This window comes from Bradyrhizobium sp. B025 (genome assembly GCF_042257955.1).
Classification (GTDB): Bacteria; Pseudomonadota; Alphaproteobacteria; order Rhizobiales; family Xanthobacteraceae; genus Bradyrhizobium; species Bradyrhizobium diazoefficiens.
Map to the genome: position 1 here is coordinate 7,066,887 of NZ_CP170150.1, position 18,097 is coordinate 7,084,983.

Below are 18,097 nucleotides of genomic sequence, written 5' to 3' on the forward strand. Positions count from 1 at the left end.
GCAATCGAAGTGTTAGGGTTAATCCCCCCGTAGCACTACGGTGCCGGGCAACAGACTGAAACGACGGGAAATTCTCGGACGCGGACTTAAGCGAAGGAGCGCGAGCCGACGACCTGGAGCAGGGCTTCGTCGCGCCGTCCATGCGAGGCGTTGAGGAGCTGGCGCATCCGCACGGCGGGCACCGGGCGGCTGAACAGATAGCCCTGCGCCTCGGAGACGGTGCCGTCGGCGCTGATCAGCTCGAGCTGCTCGTTGGTCTCGATGCCCTCGACCACGACCGCCATGCCGAGGTCGGCGGACAGCCGCGCCACGCCGCGCAACAGCGTCAGCGGCCGGTCGGTGTCGATGCCTTCGAGGAAGGAGCGGTCGATCTTCACCTTCTGCATCGGGAAATTGTGCAGGTAGCTGAGGCTCGAATAGCCGGTGCCGAAATCGTCGAGCGAGATGCGCACGCCGAGCGCATGCAGCTGCGAGAGGATGTCGTGGGTGAGCTGGGTGTTGCGCAGCAGCGAGGACTCGGTGATCTCGATCTCCAGCCGATGCGCCGGCAGGCCCGAGACCTCCAGCGCGTAGCGAATCTCGCTCAGCACGTCGCGCTGGTGGAATTGCTGCGGTGAGAAGTTGACTGCGACGCTGACGCCCTCCGGCCACTTCATGCATTCCATGCAGGCGCGGCGCAGTATCCAGCGGCCGAGATCGACGATCAGGCCCATGTCCTCGGCGACCGGGATGATGTCGACCGGCGAGACCGTGCCGCGCACCGGATGATTCCAGCGCAGCAGCGCCTCGCATGTGGTGATCTTGCCGGACTTGAGATTGACCAGCGGCTGGTAGAACAGCTCGAACTCCTCGTTGGCGAGCGCCTTGCGCAGGTCGAGCTCGAGGATGCGGCGGGCCTCGACGGTCGCCGCCATCTCGTCGCGGAAGAAGCAGAAGGTGCCGCGGCCGTCGGCCTTGGCGCGGTACAGCGCCATGTCGGCGTTCTTGAGCAGCGTATCGGCGCTGATGCCGTCCGGCGAGGTCAGCGCGATGCCGACGCTGGCGCCGATCTCGACCAGATGATTGTCGATGCGGTAGCGCTCGCTCAGCCGCTCGACGATGCGGCGGGCGAGGCTCGCGGCATCCTCGGGCGAGCTGATGTCCTGCTGGAACACGACGAACTCGTCGCCGCCGAAGCGGGCGACGAAATCCTCCGGCCGCAGCATCTCGCGCAGGCGGTTGGCGACCGCACATAGCAGCTGGTCGCCGCAGGGATGACCCAGCGTGTCATTGACCTGCTTGAACTGGTCGAGGTCGACGAACAGCAGCGCGGAGAGCCGTTCGGCATGGTGCGAAATCGCCAGCAGCCGCTCGATCTCGTCGCGGAAGGAGACCCGGTTGGGCAGCGCCGTGAGCTCGTCATAGCGGGCGAGATGGCTGATCCGGGCTTCCGCGTTGGTGCGTTCGGTGATGTCTTCCAGCAGCAGCACGGTGCCGCCGCCGGTCATCGGCTGGAACGTCCAGGCGAGCGAGCGGCCCCGCGCGGGATTGGGATCCGCGGTGGCGATCTCGCGGATTCGCGCGTGCTCGATCTCGGCCAGGATCTGGTTGCCGCTCTCCGCCGAGATGGAGCCTGCGGCGACGCAGGCCGACACGATATCGACGGCGGTGGCGCCGCGCTTGACCAGATCCTCGGGCAAGCTCATCAGCTCGCCGAAACGATGGTTCATCACCGCAAGGCGCCCGTCGGCGCGAAACATGCACAGCCCGTGCGGCATGTTGTTGAGCGCGGTATCGAACTGGCTCGCCAGCGCGGATTCGCGGAAGCTAGAGGTCAGCGCCTTGACGAAGATCGCGTGCAGGCTGAGGTTGATGTTCTTCAGGCCGATGAAGAAGAACACGAGCAGGATCGCAAGACCGATGTGGTAGAATCCGCCATGCAGCAGCAGGGCGAGCGACATCGGACCGCAGGCGAGCGCGACGTGCCACTGGATCACCCGGGGCTGGCCGTAATTGCGGGCGGCGCCGCCGGCGGTGTAGCCGATGCCGATGGCGACACAGAGCATGTCGGCGACCGGATCCTCGTTGTTGTAGATGACGACGAAGGCCCATATGCCGAGCACCGCCGCATAGCTGAGCGCGCCGATCCAGTAACGCGGCTCCAGATGCTTTGCCTCTTCGAATGACAGTCCCTGCGTCCGGTTTTCGTATCCGCGCATCTGGAATGCGCGCGCGGTGCCGATGGCGATCAGGAGAAACGCGATCGGCCACAGCCAGACGTCGCCGGTCTTCAGCGCAGTCATCACCGCGGCCACGGCCGCGGAGGCCGAGCCCAGGAAAATCGCCCAGAAATTCTGCACCATAGAGTTGATGAGAGCGGCGTAGAGTATCGGCTCCAGCTCGTCTCGATCGCTCTGCTTCTGGTCGGCCAGTTGCATCGGCTTGTTACGCGTCCTGTTTGGAGCGTACTTTTACTCAGCCCAGGTGAAGCTTTCCTGAGGGAACATCGTTAAAGTCGGGTTGTTTTTCGGCAATAGCGAACCGATTTCCGCTGAAATATCAAGCAACTAGGCAAGCGTTGCCGAGCGCAAGGTGAAGGAAAGCTTGCCGCGCGCGCAGAACCCGAAAAAATCGGCGTGATTTTTCGAAAAGATCGCGCGTCCAAACGCGCGATCTATTGACCAGCCGTCGACGACAACAGCGGCGACCATGCCGGGTCGGAGGCGAAGCCCGGCGTCGGCACCTTCAGCTCGTTGCGGCCGGAAATGTCGACGCTGTACAGCGACGGTCCGCCGCTGCCGCCGGGATCGCGGAAGAACATCAGCACGCGGCCGTTCGGCGAGAAGGTCGGGCCCTCGTTGTGGAAGCCGGAGGTGAGCAACCGCTCGCCGCTGCCGTCCGGCTTCATGACGCCGATCGAGAACTGTCCGCCGCCCTGCCTGGTGAAGGCGATGTAGTCGCCGCGCGGCGACCACACCGGCGTCGAATAGGTGGCGTTGGTGTCGTCCTTGGAGAAGGAGATGCGCTGCGCAGCTCCCCCGCCCGCGGCCATGACGTAGATCTGCGACCGGCCACCGCGATCGGACTCGAAGCAGATGCGGGTGCCGTCCGGCGAGTAAGACGGAGACGTGTCGATCGCCGGCGTGTCGGTGAGACGCGTGGTCGAGCGCGAACGCAGATCCATCACGAACAGGTTGGAGTTGCCGCCCTGTTGCAGGCTCATGATGACGCGCTGGCCGTCCGGCGAGAAGCGCGGCGCAAAGGTCATGCCGGGGAAGTTCCCGACGATCTCGCGCTGGCCGGTCTCGATGTTGAAGAGATAGACCTTCGGATCGCCCTGGCCGAACTCCATGTAGGTGATCTCTTGCGAGTTCGGCGAGAAGCGCGGCGTCAGCACGAGGTCGGAGCCGCGGGTCAGATAGCGCACATTGGCGCCGTCCTGGTCCATCATGGCGAGCCGCTTGACGCGGCGCTCCTTCGGCCCGGTCTCGTCCACGAAAACCACGCGGCTGTCGAAATAGCCCTTCTCGCCGGTCATCCGCTCGTAGATCTGGTCGGAGATGATATGGGCGATGCGGCGCCAGTATTCCGGCGAGGTGAAGTATTGCTGGCCGGCAAGCTGCTGGCCGGAGACCACGTCCCAGAGGCGGAATTCGGCCTTCAGCCTTCCGTCCGGCTGCCGCGTCATGCGGCCGGTGACCAGCGCCTGGGCGTTGATGGTCTTCCAGTTCTGGAATTGCGGCGCGACGTCGATGTTGCTGATGCGCTCGATGAACGCGGCCTGGTCGATCGGCGCGAACAGGCCAGAGCGCTTCAGATTGTTGGTGATGACCTGCGTGACACCGTTGCCGACGTCGCCGTCCGACGGTGAGCCCGGCAGGAAGTTGGTGATCGCGATCGGGACCGGCTGGAATTCGGTGGGATCGATGCGGAGCCGCGGCTGGCCCTGAGCGAACGCATGTCCGCCCCCAAGCATCGCAAGTCCCGACCCGGTCAGGGTCATGAAGCGGCGGCGGGTGATCGATCGAGCGTCATTCATTGCAAAATTCTTTTGTTCGGATGTCACAACATGTCTTTCAGGCCGAAAGTCATCGGGATGAGCTTCCAGCTCTCGTACTGCTGCTTCGGCATGAACGAATAGACCTGACATTGCACGATGGCGCGCTTGGCGCTCTCGGCCACCGCCTGGGCAATCGACCGCGACGGTCCTCTCACCGCAACCACGATGGGCTCGGACGCCAGCGATCCGTCGATCTTCATGGGAATGTCGATGTCGGCTTCGTATTGATCGGCGTCCTGCCCGTTATAGGTGGGCGTGAAGCAGCGCTTGACTGCGCCCTGGAACGCACCTCGCCAGGTCGCAACGTTGTTGGCGGCAGTCCCGGTCGTCGATCCCAGCGACGCCGACGCATTCAGCGCCGTTCCAGCGAGTTCATGCCGGGTCGCAGCGCGCTTGTCGAGGTCGCGCTGGATCTGCGCGGGATCGAAGCTGCGCTCCTTGGGCTTCGGCTGCTGCTGCGGCTGCACCGCCGCGACCTTCTGCTCCACGGGCTTGGGCGGCGGCTTCTTCGTTTCCAGCTTCTTCTGCAGCTCGGCGATCGGATCTTCCTTGGCCGGATCGGGCTTCTTTTCCTGCGGCTTCGGTTCTTCCTTCGGCTTCGCCTCGGCGACGGGCTTGGGCGGCTCGGGCTTCTTCTCGACCGGTTTCTCGACGGGCTTCGGCGGCGGCTCGGGCGTCGCGTTGGTCTTGATCAGCTCTTTCTTCTCGGTGACCTTCCCGACGGCGTCCTCTTCGGGCTTGGGCTCGGCGATCTTCTCGACCTTGGGCTTCGGCTTGTCCTTCTCGCCGGTCTTCTGCCCCGACATCATCTTCGCGAGCTGATCGGAGGAGATGATGTCGATCGGGAGCGACTCTTCCGGCGCGACGTAGGCCCTGCTGCTAAAGGTGACCAGCCCCCATCCAAGCACGAGGACATGGAGGGCAATCGACGCAACGAGTGTCTTGTCGACGTTCACCTTCACGGCTTACCCCTGGTCCGCTTCCGTGACGAGCGCCAGCTTCTTGAACCCCGCACCGGACAACAGGCCCATCACCCTGGCCACCGTGCCGTAATCCGCCTTCTTGTCGGCGCGCAGATAGATGCGTTCCTCGAGACCGCCGCGCGCGTCCGTGATCGCCTTCAGCTTCGGCACCAGCTCGTTGATCGCGATCTCGGCGTCGTTGATGAACACCTTGCCCTTGATGTCGACCGACATCTGGATCGGCTTCTGATCGTTCTGCTCGAGGCTCTTGGCCTGGGTCTGCGGCAGGTCGAGCGGCACGCCGACCGTGAGCAGCGGCGCCGACACCATGAAAATGATGAGCAGCACCAGCATCACGTCGACCATCGGCGTGACGTTGATCTCGGCCATGACCGGCTTGCGCCGGCTGCGGCGGCCGCCGCCTCCGGACGAACTCGCGACGTTCATGCCCATGGTCTGGTGCCCAAATTGCCCTTCACACTATACATGCCGTCCGTCAGCCCCGCTCGTCGATCTGACGCGACAGAATGGCTGAAAATTCATCGGCGAAGCCTTCGAGCCGCTGGGCCTGCCGGTTCACCTCGGAGGTGAACTTATTGTAGAAAATAGTGGCAGGAATGGCGGCGATAAGGCCGACGGCGGTCGCAAACAGCGCCTCGGCGATACCGGGGGCGACCACCGCCAGGGAGGTATTTTTCGACGCCGCGATCGACTGGAAGCTCGACATGATGCCCCAGACCGTGCCGAACAGGCCGACGAAGGGGCCGGCGGAGCCGACGGTGGCGAGCACCAGCAGCCGGCGCTCCAGGCGCTCGACCTCGCGTGCGATCGAGACGTTCATCACCTTGTCGATGCGCATCTGAAGGCCCGCCACCGAGCGGGCGTGGCTCTCGAACGAGCGCTTCCACTCGCGCATCGCCGCCACGAAGCAGGCCGCCATCGAATGCGTCGGCTTGGCCGAGAGGGTGCGATAGAGCTCCTCGATCGACTCGCCGGACCAGAAGGCCTGCTCGAAACGGTCCATCGAGCGGCGGGTACGGGCAAACAGGAAGATCTTGTCGATGGCGATCGCCCAGACCCAGACCGAGCAGGACAAAAGTCCCAGCATCACCGCTTTCACGATCCAGTGAGCCTGCCAGAACAGCGCGATCAGCGACACGTCCGCGGAAGCGGCAACCGGAAGGGCTGACTGAGCCACGTCGGCCGGATTCATAAGCTGTATCCTCTCAAGGCGATCGTTACCCGATGTTCCGTGGCAGCAAATGACCGCCGGTTCCCCAACTGCCGCGCTAGAACCGGCGCGGCCGGCAAGCCCGCTCAAAGCCTTGTCTTTCTGGGGTGCAGGGGGCTCGTCCAAAGCCGGCCGCCTGCATTCCCTGCCAAGATGTCAAAACTATGGGCCTCGACGACGGCTATGGGCGCGATTGTCCACCCTTACCAGAGCCCGGCGATAGTTAATGCGGGGTTACCGGAGCTGAATTTGGCTGCCGGAAAGGCAGGCGGCACAGACGGTTGGCCGTTTTGCTGCGGGACATGGCGGTACATGGCGGCCGACGGACCGGAGCCAGGTGCCACTGGCGAGGCCGGTTCCCCCCCCAAGGCGATCCCAAGGCGGGAGGGAGCGCAATGGGACTCTTGGCGCTACGACACTGCACAGCGGACGCCCCTTCTGGAACCTCCTCCCCTGCCCAGCCCGAAATCGCAGAAGGCATAGCGTGCGCCACAGCTACACCACGTCCACATGCTCCATCTCGCATCTCACGGCGGGCACGAGCTGACAGGCTGAGTTCGCTGACAATAATATGCCGGCATCACCGGCCAGCCCGAGGAGCGTCCCTTGCCAAAACCACAATCCAATGTGCGGTGGATGGCCGCAGCGATCGTATCGGTCAGCCTCGTCACATTCGGCGCCGTGCGTGCGGCGTCGGTCGCGCCGGTCGCCGCGCAAAACGGCATGGTGGTGTCCGCGCAGCATCTGGCGACCCAGGTGGGTGTCGATGTGCTCAGGCGCGGCGGCAATGCCGTCGATGCCGCCGTGGCCGTCGGCTATGCCCTGGCCGTCGTCTATCCGGCCGCCGGCAATCTCGGTGGTGGCGGCTTCATGACGATCCAGCTCGCCGACGGCCGCAAGACCTTCCTCGATTTCCGCGAGACGGCGCCCAAGGGCGCAACTGCGAACATGTATCTCGACAAGGACGGCAACGTCATCAAGGGCCTTTCGACCAAGGGGCATCTGGCTGTCGGCGTGCCAGGATCCGTCTCGGGGATGGAATATGCGCGCGAAAAATACGGCACCATGAAGCGCGCCGACCTGCTCGCCCCCGCGATCCAGCTCGCCGAGCAGGGCTTTGCGCTGGACCAGGGCGATATCGACCTGTTGCGTACCGCCACCGCGGATTTTCGAGACGATCCCGCAACGGCCGCCATCTTCCTCAACAACAGTCAGCCGTTCCAGGTGGGTGAGAGGCTGATGCAGCCGGAGCTCGCCAAGACATTGCGCGAGATCAGCAGCAAGGGCACCGACGGTTTCTACAAGGGATGGGTCGGCAGCGCCATCGTGGCATCGAGCCAGGCCGGCAAGGGCCTGCTGACGCAGGACGACCTCGACGGCTACAAGACGCGCGAGCTCGCACCTGTCGAATGCGACTATCGCGGCTATCACGTGATTTCCGCGCCGCCACCAAGCTCGGGCGGCGTCGTCATCTGCGAGATCCTGAATATCCTGGAGGGCTATCCTCTGAAGGAGCTGGGCTACCATTCCGCGCAGGCCGTGCACGTGCAGATCGAGGCCATGCGGCATGCTTACGTGGACCGCAACAGCTATCTCGGCGATCCGGATTTCGTGAAGAATCCGCTCGATCGCCTCCTCGACAAGAATTACGCAGCCAATATCCGCGCCGTGATCGATCCGAACAAGGCCGGGATATCCAAGGACATCAAGCCGGGCGTCGCGCCGCACGAGGGCAGCAACACCACGCATTATTCAATCGCGGACAAGGACGGCAACGCGGTATCGGTCACGTACACGCTGAACGATTGGTTCGGCGCCAAGGTGACGGCGGCCAAGACCGGCGTGCTCCTGAACGACGAAATGGACGACTTCACCGCCAAGGTCGGGGTGCCGAACCTTTATGGCCTGGTGCAGGGCGAGGCGAATGCCATCGCTCCGGGCAAGCGGCCGCTGTCCTCGATGAGCCCGACCATCGTCACCAAGGACGGCAAGACCGTCATGGTGGTGGGCACGCCCGGCGGCAGCCGCATCATCACGGCCGTGCTGCAGACCATGATCAACGCGATCGATTACGGCATGAACGCACAGGAAGCCGTCGACATGCCGCGCATCCACCAGCAATGGCTGCCGGACCTGACCAATGTCGAGGACTATGCGCTGTCGCCGGACACGCGCAAGATTCTCGAGGTCATGGGCCACAAATTCGGGCCGCCGCAACCGGCGAACCACCTCGCGGTGATCATCGTCGGCGCGCCGTCGCTTAACGGCGAGCAAGTCGGCAACAATCGCTACTACGGGGCGAACGATCCACGCCGCAACAGTGGACTGGCGGACGGGTATTGATCGTCTACGCCGCCCCTACGACGGTCATACCCGGGCACTGACGGGGTAGAAATGGTCGAGGGCCGCCCCCTCACCACTTCTCCTTCGAGGTCCGCACATCGAGTTCGAACGACCAGGCGCGTTCGGGCTGGCGGTAGAGGAACGCGAAGCCATCGACGATGCCTTCAATGTCGATCAGGCTGTCTTCGCGGCTCGCCGCATCGGGAAAGCGCGAAAAGATCTTGTCGCCAGCGATCGCACCGTCGACCACGACATGGCCGACATGGATGCCGTCGCCCGCATATTCCTTCGCCATGGCCTGGGCCAGCGTGCGCAGGCCGGCCTTGGACGCGTTGAAGGCGCCGTAGCCGGCGCGGCCGCGCAGCGAGGCGCTGGCGCCGGTGAAGAGCAGCGTGCCCGCCTTCTTCGGCACCATGCGACGCACCGCCTCGCGGCCGAACAGAAAGCCGCCGAAGCACACGACGCGCCAGGCCTGCTCGAAATAGTCGGCGTCCATCTCGATGATCTTGCCGGGCGTATTGTTGCCGGCGTTGTAGATGGCGAGATCGAGGTCTTCGCCGGCGGCATCAAACAGAGCGACAACGTCGCTCTCGCTGGTCGCGTCCGCGACGATGGGCACGGCCGCTCCGCCCGCCTTGATGATGTCGTCTGCAACCGCCTGCAACGCGGACAACGTGCGGCCCGCGACGATCACCTTGAGCCCATCGGCCGCAAAGCGCTTGCAGAGCCGGGCCCCGAGCCCGCGGTCCGGGCCGACACCGATCACGATTGCGGTCTTCATGGGGTCGCTCCGTACAATGATGGGATCAGGCCGCCGAGGCAGGTTCGGGGCAGTTGGTCAGCCGCGCGGGATTGCCGACGGCCGTGCAGCCAGCAGGAACGTCTGACGTCACGAGCGCGTCGGCGCCGATCTTGGCGAAATCGCCGACCCTGATGTCGCCGAGGATGGTCGCACCGCCGCCGATATAGATGCCGCGGCCGATCCGCGGCGAGCGCGTCGGCAGTTCACTGCCGCGGCCGATGCTGACGTTCTGGAGGATGGTGACCTCGTCGCCGATCACGACGTTGGCGCCGATCACGATGCCGGTGGCGTGGTCGAGATAGACTGACGATCCGATGCTGGCGGCCGGATGAATGCTGACCTGCAGCGCATTCGACGCTTCGTTCTGGAACAGCAGCGCCGCATCGCGATGGTCATGGTGCCAGAGCCAGTTCGAGACGCGCCAGGCTTGCAGCGCGACATAGCCCTTGAAATGCAGCAGCGGCGGCAACAGGTCGGCGATGGCGGGATCGTGGATCGCGATCGCCTGCAAGTCACGGCCGGCCACCTCGATCAGATCTGGCGAGCCGCGAAAGGCATCGAAGGAAAAGGCCGAGAAGCGCGCGCGCTCGGCTGCGCTGCCGCCGAGCCGGCGTCCGATCAGATCGGACAAGGCCGCGGCGAAATCATCATGAGCGAGAATGGTGCCGGCAAGCGCCTTGCCGAAGACGGGATCGGCATCCGCCGCGCGCTGCGCCTCGCCGCGGACCCGTTGCCAGAGGCCGTCGCTCGCCATGATCGCAGCCTCCGCCATCGCCGCCTCCGGTGCGCCCTTCGTTTGTGCAGGCGAATATAGGCGGTCCGGATCAAGGCGCCAGTGATGCCGGGGGGACGTAACGCCGCTCGGGGGCGCGGCCCGACCGCGCCCGCTTGCGCAGGCACAGTGCATACAGCCAGCCGCCGCCTGCGACGAGGGCCGGCAGGACGTAAAGCGCGAAATCGCGGAGCAGGATCATGGGGCAAGGTCCGCTGTCGCAAACTTGACGGCGCGCCGCAGCGCGAACGCGGCAAGCTCGTAGAGGGCGCAGCTGAGAAAGATCTTCCAGGCATCGGTGGTCACGAGGTCCTGATAGGACTTGATCTCCGTCGGCCAGTGGTTGAGGAACGCGATCGCGAGCGGCACTGAGACGCCGAATCGATCGAACAGCGCAGACGCGCGCTCGAGAAGCGCGAGCCGCTGTCTGATCTCCTTACGTTCGGCGTTCATCATGGTCGGCCCTGTTGGCGCGCGGCAAGTGCGCTGTCAGGGCTTGGTCGGGCCGGGCGCGAGTCGGGTTCTACCGGTCCTGCACATGTGCGTGATCAACGCCACATAGCGAATGCCGGCCGGGACACAGGCGGAAATGGCAGTCGGGATCGGCCGCGCAGCCGCCATAGACGACGCCGATGTAACCCAGCACCGCGAAGGCGGTCACGCCGAGGAGCAGGCGGGTCCAGAGGTCCATGATGCTGTCGTCCAACATGAGTAGCGCCGCCCGGTGAGACGGGACGCGCAAGTCTTGGTGTCGGATGAACAGGTCTGGGTTCTGGCGGCTCGTAGCCAAGCAGTGGCTCGGTCTACTCCCTCTCCCCGCAAGCGAGGCGAGGCAAAGCGGCCCCCCAAAAACCAAACCGCCCGCCTGCGGGATGCGCAGGCGGGCGGCTCGGGGCCATCAGGACTTTGGGGGCATGCGCCTGAAGGCTTTGAGAGGTGTCCAGATCAACCCTGCTGCTGGTCGGTCGGCGGCGGGGTCGGACGCGTCTTGTGCTGGGCCATGAACTGGTCGAACTCTTCCTTGTCCTTGGCGTGACGCAGACGGTCGAGGAAGTTCTTGAATTCGACCTGCTCCTCTTCGAGCCGCTGCAGCGTCTCGGTGCGGTATTCGTCGAAGGCGCGGTTGCCGCTCGAGGGCGGGCCGAAGCCAAAGCCGAAGCCGCGGCGCTCCATACGGCCGCGCATGCGGTCCATCTTGTACTGCATCCGCTCCATCTTGTTCTGCCAGCGATCCTGGTGGCTCCAGCAACCCATTTTTCTGCTCCCGAGTGTGAAAAAGAGAAGGGCAAGTCCGATCGGCCACCAGATGATGAAGCCGAGGATGGTCACGGCGATCCAGCCGGGATGCCAAGGCGTGTCGAGCATATGGGGGCGCTCATAGTGTTGGTCCGAGGGGCCGCGCCATCGATTGACATCAGCGGTGTAGGCCATTTCCCATCTCCATGACGGCATCTGCGCCGTTGTGAATGTAAATAACATTTACATAGCTAGACCATCCCGCGATTTTGTCAAGCCGGCCACCCGACAGGCCTGGCGAATTATTTGCGCAATTTTATTTCGGCTTGCCCCAGGGGCCGCCCGGCGGCACGCCAGAACCGGAGGATGCCTCCGGAGGCACCGGCGGCGGCTCGGCGCCTTTGGCGGGCGGACGGCGGTCGGTCGGGAAGCCGAGACCGCGCAGATAGATCAGCACCTCGGCCTCTAACAGCTCGTCCGGCGACATCGGCAGTTTTCGTCGCGCAGCATCGCCGCGCGAGAACAGCGAGGCCACGCCATGCGCCATCGACCAGATGTGCAGCGCCATCATCATCGCCGGCGGCCGCGGCGTGCCGGGCGGTGCAAGTGCCGCAAGGCGCTCCGCGGCGGCGCGAATGATGTTGAAAGCACGCTCGCTCGCGGCCTGGAGCGCCGGGTTGGCATCGACCGGCAGGCCGGACTCGAACATCGCGTTGTAGAACGCCGGCTCCTCGCGGGCGAAGGCAAGATAGGCCCTGCCGACCCGCTCGAACGCCGTGACCGTATCGGGCCGCCCGTCGTCCCAGGCCGCGGTCAAGCGCGCCTCGAACTGCTCGAAGCCGCGCTGGGCGATCGAGGACAACAGTTCGTCACGGTCGCGGAAATGCCGGTAGGGCGCCGCTGCGCTGACGCCGGCCATGCGCGCCGCATCGGCGAAGGTGAAGCCGGCCGCGCCCTTCTCGGCAATCAACCCGAGGGCCGCCTGCAACAGGGCTTCCTTCAGATTGCCGTGGTGATAGCCGCGCTCGGCGCGGCGCGTCTCCTTGCGCCAGCTCATGTGAACGAGCTTTACATGAGCCGGGCGTGAAGGTCACTAGCGCAAGCTGGATTTGGTGAACCCGTATTTCCACCGTCATTCCGGGGCGGCTCGAAAGAGCCGAACCCGGAATCTCGAGATTCCGGGTTCGCGCGCTCGCGCGCGCCCCGGAATGACGGCGGGGCCCTAACCGCCCGGGATCGGCAGCACCGGCATGATCTCGACGCGCTCGCCGGGGAAGATCGCGAAGTGCGGGTGGTTCTCGAACATCTTCGCGGCCGCTTCGTGGGACGCAGCGCGGACCACGGTGAAGGCGCCCATCTCGTTGGCGATGTCGGCGATGCCCTTGTCATCGACCCGCTTGGTCTTGCCGAGCGGACCGCCCATCGCCTGGATCGCGCCTTGATGCTTCTCGGCCCAACCCTTCCAGGCCGCGATGCCCTCCAGTTCCTTCGCCTTGCGCTCGGCGTCTGACATCGCGTTCCATGCAGCCCATTTCGGGCTGGTCTTGCTGCCGAGGAAGACGGCGAGATAGGTGTCGGTGCTCATTGGTTCTCTCCTCTGTTGATGACTTTGTTGATGACGGCCGCGAATTCCAATCGCGCCCGCTCTGGCTAGTTCTTCAGACCGCCGAAGCCGGCGGCCGCGGCCTGCACGTCCGGCGGAAAGTCGGTCATCTCCTGCACCTGCCGGATCTCAATGACTTCATTGACCGCGGCCGGGCACTTCTTCGCCCACCCGATCGCCTCGGCACGCGAGGCGACCTCGATCATCCAGTAGCCGCCCAGCACTTCCTTGGCTTCAGTGAAGGGGCCGTCGGTCACAACAGGCTCGCCAGTCGCAAACGACACGCGCGCGCCCATCGCGGGCGGATGCAGGCCGTCGAGCGTGATCAGGACGCCGGCGTCATTCAGCGCCTCGTTGTAACGCATCATCGCGGCGACGCGCTCGGGATCGAGTTGCACGTCCGGCGGCGCGGTCTCGTAGCCGAGCGGGATCATCAGCATCATGAATCGCATGGGCAGTTCCTTGCTTACCTGGTCCTTCCGGGATGCGCCGCGAGGCGCAGCCCCGGAATCCGGGGGAGATCAGCGGGCCGAACCAGCCCGCGCTTCCCTGTAAGACGAATGCCTTGCTATGGAATCGACACCGTGGCGGAAAATGATTCCGGAGGTCATGCCTCGGAAGTTCCTGCCTCAGCGCGGCTGCGGCAGGAACCGGCCGTCCTGGAAGGCGGCGCCGAAATAGACCTCGACGCGGCGGATCCGGCCGCCGGCGAAGCTGAGGAACTCGGTGTTGCGAAAGCTCCTGCCATCGGTCGCCAGGCAGCGATAGGTGACGAAAGCCTCGTCGCCGACGACGAAGATGCGCTCGATCTCGTGGCGCGCGATCCAGCCGGTGTCCCGCCAGCAGCGTTCGAAATAGGTCGCCTTGTCGAGGTCGTCGTCGAACGGGCTGGTGAAGCGGAAGTCGTCGGCGAGCGCCTCGCTCACCCGTTGCCGGTCATTGGCGAGATAGGCGGCGAAGAGGTCTCGGATCAGGCGGGCGTGGTCGTCAGGCATGGATCGGTCTCCTCGGCAGACGTCGCTTAGAAGACGATGCAGCGGCGGCCGCGCCGACATCGCGCCAGGCGTTCCGCCGGCAGAACGCAAGAATATGTCGAGTGGTTCTCGTCCGGATCGATGGGCATCGCCAGGGCCTTTCTCGTCGGGACCAAAGCGAAGTAAAAGGGACCGGCCCTCGCGTGGGAACAGCCTTTCGAACACAGGACAGATTAGCAAATGCCGCAGGCCCCGCAAAAAGTCGCCCTCGTCACCGGAGCCGCGCGCGGCATCGGGCTTGCGACCGCGAAGAAGTTCCTTGGCGAGGGCTGGCGCGTGGCGCTGCTCGACATCGAGGGGGAGCTGCTCGGCCGCGCCGTCGCCGAGATTGGCCAAGGCGAGGCGACGCTCGCGCTGACCTGCGATGTCTCCGACGCGGCGGCGGTCGGCGCCGCGATGACGACGATCGAGCGGCGGTTCGGCCGGCTCGACGCGCTCGTCAACAATGCCGGGATCGCCGTGTTCGCGCCGCTGATGGAGACGCCGGATGCCGACTGGCGCCGCGTGCTCGAGGTCAACCTCACCGGCCCGTTCCTCTGCACTAAGGCCGCGGTGCCCTTGATGCGCGACAGCGACGGCGGCGCCATCGTCAACATCACCTCGATCTCGGCGGTGCGTGCCTCGACCTTGCGCTCGGCCTACGGCACCAGCAAGGCGGGGCTCGCGCACCTGACCAAGCAGCTCGCGGTCGAGCTCGCCTCGCTCAACATCCGCGTCAACGCGGTCGCGCCGGGGCCGGTCGACACCGCGATGGCCAAGCAGGTGCACACCAAGGAGATCCGCGCCGACTATCACGACGCCATTCCGCTCAACCGCTACGGCCTCGAGGAGGAACTCGCGGAAGCGATCTATTTCCTGTGCTCGGAACGCGCGAGCTACATCACCGGTCAAATTTTGGCCGTTGATGGCGGCTTCGATGCAGCGGGTATCGGCCTGCCCACGTTGCGCGGCCAGCGCCGCAACGGGTAGGCACAGGATTTGTAGGGTGGACAAAGGCGCGACGCGCCGTGCCCATCACCGTCTCCGGATTTGGGTGCCATTGTTGGGCGCGCGACGCTTTGCCCGCCCGACGACGTCGAATGTGCGGAGAGTACGATGCAACGTGCCGTTTTGGTCAAAGCCCTAATGCTCGCGACCGCCCTGCTCGCCTCCGCACCGGTTGCCGCCGAAATCCGCATCATCCAATCACCCGGCGGACGGGTCGGGCCGTTCCTCGACCTATTCGAGAAGGTGCGCGAGAGCGGCGAGCGCGTGGTGATCGACGGTCCCTGCCTGTCCGCCTGCACGCTGGTGCTGAGCATCGTGCCGGGCGAGCGCATCTGTGTCACCAAACGCGCCGTGCTCGGCTTCCATGCCGCGCGTTCGGTCGACCGGCGCGGGCGCTTCTATGCCGAGCCGGAAGCCTCCGACGCGGTGCTCCAAGCCTATCCGGGGCCGGTGCGCGACTGGATCAGCCACCGCGGCGGCCTCACCTCACGGTTGCTGCTGTTGAAGGGGCGCGACCTCGCCGCGATCTATCCGCGCTGCCGGTGAGGACTTGGCGGTCACCAGCCCGCGTGACCAGGTTGCGTCCGCCGCTGTCCGACGATTGAGCAGTTTTGCAGAATTTCGACTTTCCGGACGCCGAATCCGCTCAACCGCTTCGCAATGCCTGCACAATTTACGCGGTTTCCAGCCTTTCCCTGCAGTCTATGATGGTCGCGGCTCAGACTGAGACCGCGGCGGCGTCACGATCTCAGCAGTGGTCACGGACGAGGATGGTGCCGTTTTTTTCAAGATTGCTCATTTTTAAAAGGGGTCGCACGCTATGCAGCCCATCGATTTTCGCTACCGCCTGTCGGACCGGGGACGGATCGTCCTTGGCCAACTGAGCGCCGAGGAAACCGTCGAATTCGAACTGCTGACGCGGCGCGACCGCGAGGGCCTGATGGACCTGCCGTCCGAACTGCGGCTGCTCGAGCTCTACGTGAAGTATATCGGCTCGGGCGCAGAAGCCGCACTCGCGCCGACGGAACCCGCCCGGCACGACATCGCGCCGCTACGACCGAGGAGACCGCCGCCCTCGCGGACGGCGCGGCCGCGCAACTACGTCGTTTCGATGATTGTGATCGCAAGCGTCAGCTTCACGCTCATCGCATTGCTTGTGAGCTAATGGCGCTCGTGAGCTAGCACGCAAGCGCGCCGGCGAAATTACGCCGGTCATGCGGTCGCCGGGTTCTAGAAGAACCTCTGGATCATCTGCGCCAATTCCATGCTCGCGCAGATAAGCATACCCCAAAGTGCAAAATTGATCTGTAGCGCCGCTGCCATCGGTCGCTCCCCTTGTAAGTACGCCCATCCCAGTTTGTAGAATTTATGAAGGAATGATTAGCGATTTTGACAGGCAGTTCACAGCCTATTATTGCGCCAGTTGTTGTGCGATGCGGTCCCGATCATTTCACGAAGCGGCCCCACTGCTCTCGCAAAGTCATGCGAATCGAGACTCCATATTCCTATCCGGCCATGCCGGCCACTTCGTTTCCCTTAGGTTCCATTTAACCGACGCGATGCAAAATCCCTCACGCGGATTTTGTGTGTCGCGTACCGCACTGAGGGTTCGGCATGATGCGACACGGCTTCGTCTTGCTTACTTTTTGCGCAGCGCTCATGGGCTGCGCGGCGGCGCCGGCGCAGGAGCGTCGTCCGATCGCATGGGACGGCCTCGGACAGAACCCGAACCGGCCACCCGTCACAAAGCGGCGCGCAGCGAACCCCGCACCCACGCAGGAAAATCCCAATCAGGAACGGGAAAGAGTGCTCGGCACCTTGCGCCCCTACTCCGAAGCGTGGTGGGCGGTCCATGACGAAATCGAAGCGGAGAATGACAGGCAGCTCGGCACGAAGCTCGTGATCTGCCCTCGCTGCGTCCAGTCGCCGTCCCCCGGTGAGGACGTGACCGGATCGGTCCGTTGAAACAGCAAACGGCCGATCCGGCTATGACGTGACCACCTTGGGCGTGCCCCTTACCCGCAACGATCGAGGGAGGGGCGCCGCGTGCCAGGCGGTCGCGTCCGTCACATTCCCTCCGCCGGGCAGTTCACCATCCAGGGGATGCCGAACTTGTCGACGCACATGCCAAACCCCTTGGCCCAGAACGTCTTGCTGAACGGCATGGTGACGGTGCCACCGTCGGCGAGCGCGTTAAACTTACGCTCGGCGTCCGCGACGTCGGCGATCGTCAGCGAGATCGAGAAGCCCTGCGGCTTCTGGACATGCTCGGGCGGCGCGTCGGAGGCCATCAGCACGCTGCCGCCGGGCAACGACATCCGCGCATGCATGATCGTCTTCTCGCGGCCGGGGGCGGCCGGCATGTCCGGCGGCGCGTCCGAGACGCGCATCATCGCGTCAATCTTGCCGCCGAGAACCTTGGCGTAGAAGTTGAACGCCGCTTCGCAAGTGTCCTGATAGAACAGATATGGATTGAGCATCGCTTCTCTCCTTTTCTTTCCCTGGGCTGTGAGGCTCATTGTTTCTCGGTGAGCTTCTTCAGGCTGACGAGGCCGGCCTCGAAATCCTTGCCGATCATGCTGTCCATGTTGATGAAGACCTGCATCACCTTGGACATGAAGGGCGCCGGACCGTACATCGCCCATGTGACCAGTGTAGCATCGCCTTGCGGCACAAAGGTGAACTCGGCGGTGTTGTGGCCTTCGAAGGGACGCTCGAAATCGAGCTTGATGCGGAGCTTCGACGGCGTGCTCGCCTCGAGGATCTCCATGTGGCCGGCGCCGACATTGTTGTTCCCGTCCCAGGCATAGGTCGCGCCCTTGCCCCGCGCTGTTCCGCCGAACGTCCGCTTCATGGCGGGATCGCGGTTCTCATAGGGCGACCAGCTGGTCCAGAAGTGGAAGTCGGCGACCACCGGATAGATGGCATCGGCCGGCGCCTTCACGGCGAGCGAACGCTCGACGCGAAAGGTGTCAGGCTTGGTGTGGGCGAAGACGAGGACGCCCGCTAGTCCGACCGCGAGCACGATGGCGATGATGGCAATGGCTTTCAGCATAAGTAGCTCCCTGGATACGGGATTAAGACGAAG

General features: G+C 64.6%; 21 protein-coding genes. 5 read left to right on the forward strand and 16 right to left on the reverse strand.

Annotated features, from left to right (window positions below):
• Nucleotides 1-86 precede the first annotated feature (86 nt).
• The 5 genes from ACE10W_RS33295 to tolQ form a co-directional block, all read right to left on the reverse strand.
• Nucleotides 87-2,417, reverse strand: coding sequence for a bifunctional diguanylate cyclase/phosphodiesterase (locus ACE10W_RS33295; protein WP_028173007.1), 2,331 nt, complete (start codon nt 2,415-2,417; stop codon nt 87-89).
• A 236-nt stretch (nt 2,418-2,653) separates the two neighbouring features.
• Nucleotides 2,654-4,018, reverse strand: a complete 1,365-nt coding sequence (gene tolB / locus ACE10W_RS33300; RefSeq protein ID WP_028173006.1) for a Tol-Pal system beta propeller repeat protein TolB — start codon at nt 4,016-4,018, stop codon at nt 2,654-2,656.
• 23 nt (nt 4,019-4,041) lie between these two features.
• Nucleotides 4,042-5,001: a cell envelope integrity protein TolA gene (locus ACE10W_RS33305; RefSeq protein WP_011089888.1), complete on the reverse strand. Its 960-nt coding sequence runs from the start codon at nt 4,999-5,001 to the stop codon at nt 4,042-4,044.
• A 3-nt stretch (nt 5,002-5,004) separates the two neighbouring features.
• Nucleotides 5,005-5,454, reverse strand: a complete 450-nt coding sequence (gene tolR, locus ACE10W_RS33310) for a protein TolR (protein ID WP_028173005.1) — start codon at nt 5,452-5,454, stop codon at nt 5,005-5,007.
• 43 nt (nt 5,455-5,497) lie between these two features.
• Nucleotides 5,498-6,214 (reverse strand): protein TolQ, encoded by a 717-nt coding sequence (gene tolQ / locus ACE10W_RS33315; RefSeq protein WP_018641591.1) that lies wholly within the window; start codon nt 6,212-6,214, stop codon nt 5,498-5,500.
• Nucleotides 6,215-6,868: 654 nt separating this feature from the next.
• Here tolQ and ggt point away from each other — a divergent pair.
• Complete coding sequence (gene ggt / locus ACE10W_RS33320) at nt 6,869-8,575, forward strand: gamma-glutamyltransferase (RefSeq protein WP_039186997.1); 1,707 nt, start codon at nt 6,869-6,871, stop codon at nt 8,573-8,575.
• 70 nt (nt 8,576-8,645) lie between these two features.
• On the opposite strand, the gene ACE10W_RS33325 is transcribed toward ggt, so the two are convergent.
• The 9 genes from ACE10W_RS33325 to ACE10W_RS33365 all read right to left on the reverse strand — a co-directional run bounded on the left by ACE10W_RS33325 (nt 8,646) and on the right by ACE10W_RS33365 (nt 13,983).
• Nucleotides 8,646-9,356, reverse strand: a complete 711-nt coding sequence (locus ACE10W_RS33325; RefSeq protein ID WP_011089892.1) for an SDR family NAD(P)-dependent oxidoreductase — start codon at nt 9,354-9,356, stop codon at nt 8,646-8,648.
• A 25-nt stretch (nt 9,357-9,381) separates the two neighbouring features.
• Nucleotides 9,382-10,149, reverse strand: a complete 768-nt coding sequence (locus tag ACE10W_RS33330; protein ID WP_011089893.1) for a serine acetyltransferase — start codon at nt 10,147-10,149, stop codon at nt 9,382-9,384.
• Between the two features lie 198 nt (nt 10,150-10,347).
• Nucleotides 10,348-10,602 carry a hypothetical protein gene (locus ACE10W_RS33335; RefSeq protein ID WP_231166635.1) on the reverse strand — a complete coding sequence of 85 codons (255 nt, stop codon included), beginning with the start codon at nt 10,600-10,602 and terminating at the stop codon, nt 10,348-10,350.
• 70 nt (nt 10,603-10,672) lie between these two features.
• A complete protein-coding gene (locus ACE10W_RS33340; protein ID WP_011089894.1) occupies nt 10,673-10,858 on the reverse strand; it encodes a hypothetical protein in 186 nt (61 codons plus the stop codon).
• Nucleotides 10,859-11,094: 236 nt separating this feature from the next.
• Complete coding sequence (locus ACE10W_RS33345) at nt 11,095-11,580, reverse strand: DUF2852 domain-containing protein (RefSeq protein ID WP_028173002.1); 486 nt, start codon at nt 11,578-11,580, stop codon at nt 11,095-11,097.
• A 121-nt stretch (nt 11,581-11,701) separates the two neighbouring features.
• Nucleotides 11,702-12,442, reverse strand: coding sequence for a TetR/AcrR family transcriptional regulator (locus tag ACE10W_RS33350; RefSeq protein ID WP_011089896.1), 741 nt, complete (start codon nt 12,440-12,442; stop codon nt 11,702-11,704).
• A gap of 165 nt (nt 12,443-12,607) precedes the next feature.
• Complete coding sequence (locus tag ACE10W_RS33355) at nt 12,608-12,970, reverse strand: hypothetical protein (protein ID WP_011089897.1); 363 nt, start codon at nt 12,968-12,970, stop codon at nt 12,608-12,610.
• A 65-nt stretch (nt 12,971-13,035) separates the two neighbouring features.
• The gene (locus tag ACE10W_RS33360) at nt 13,036-13,440 is read right to left on the reverse strand and encodes a YciI family protein (protein WP_011089898.1); all 405 of its coding nucleotides are present in this window, start codon (nt 13,438-13,440) and stop codon (nt 13,036-13,038) included.
• A 177-nt stretch (nt 13,441-13,617) separates the two neighbouring features.
• Nucleotides 13,618-13,983 carry a nuclear transport factor 2 family protein gene (locus tag ACE10W_RS33365; protein WP_028173001.1) on the reverse strand — a complete coding sequence of 122 codons (366 nt, stop codon included), beginning with the start codon at nt 13,981-13,983 and terminating at the stop codon, nt 13,618-13,620.
• 219 nt (nt 13,984-14,202) lie between these two features.
• On the opposite strand from ACE10W_RS33365, the gene ACE10W_RS33370 reads away from it, so the two are divergent.
• The 4 genes from ACE10W_RS33370 (at nt 14,203) to ACE10W_RS33385 (ending at nt 16,974) form a co-directional block, all read left to right on the forward strand.
• A complete protein-coding gene (locus tag ACE10W_RS33370) occupies nt 14,203-14,991 on the forward strand; it encodes an SDR family NAD(P)-dependent oxidoreductase (protein ID WP_304548251.1) in 789 nt (262 codons plus the stop codon).
• Nucleotides 14,992-15,117: 126 nt separating this feature from the next.
• Nucleotides 15,118-15,555 (forward strand): hypothetical protein, encoded by a 438-nt coding sequence (locus tag ACE10W_RS33375; RefSeq protein WP_011089901.1) that lies wholly within the window; start codon nt 15,118-15,120, stop codon nt 15,553-15,555.
• Between the two features lie 274 nt (nt 15,556-15,829).
• Nucleotides 15,830-16,174: a hypothetical protein gene (locus ACE10W_RS33380; protein ID WP_028172999.1), complete on the forward strand. Its 345-nt coding sequence runs from the start codon at nt 15,830-15,832 to the stop codon at nt 16,172-16,174.
• Between the two features lie 449 nt (nt 16,175-16,623).
• A complete protein-coding gene (locus ACE10W_RS33385; RefSeq protein ID WP_028172998.1) occupies nt 16,624-16,974 on the forward strand; it encodes a hypothetical protein in 351 nt (116 codons plus the stop codon).
• A gap of 101 nt (nt 16,975-17,075) precedes the next feature.
• Here the strand turns inward: ACE10W_RS33385 and ACE10W_RS33390 are convergent, their stop codons facing one another.
• Nucleotides 17,076-17,489, reverse strand: coding sequence for a VOC family protein (locus tag ACE10W_RS33390; protein WP_011089903.1), 414 nt, complete (start codon nt 17,487-17,489; stop codon nt 17,076-17,078).
• Nucleotides 17,490-17,524: 35 nt separating this feature from the next.
• The gene (locus ACE10W_RS33395) at nt 17,525-18,064 is read right to left on the reverse strand and encodes an SRPBCC family protein (RefSeq protein WP_304548252.1); all 540 of its coding nucleotides are present in this window, start codon (nt 18,062-18,064) and stop codon (nt 17,525-17,527) included.
• Nucleotides 18,065-18,097 lie beyond the last annotated feature (33 nt).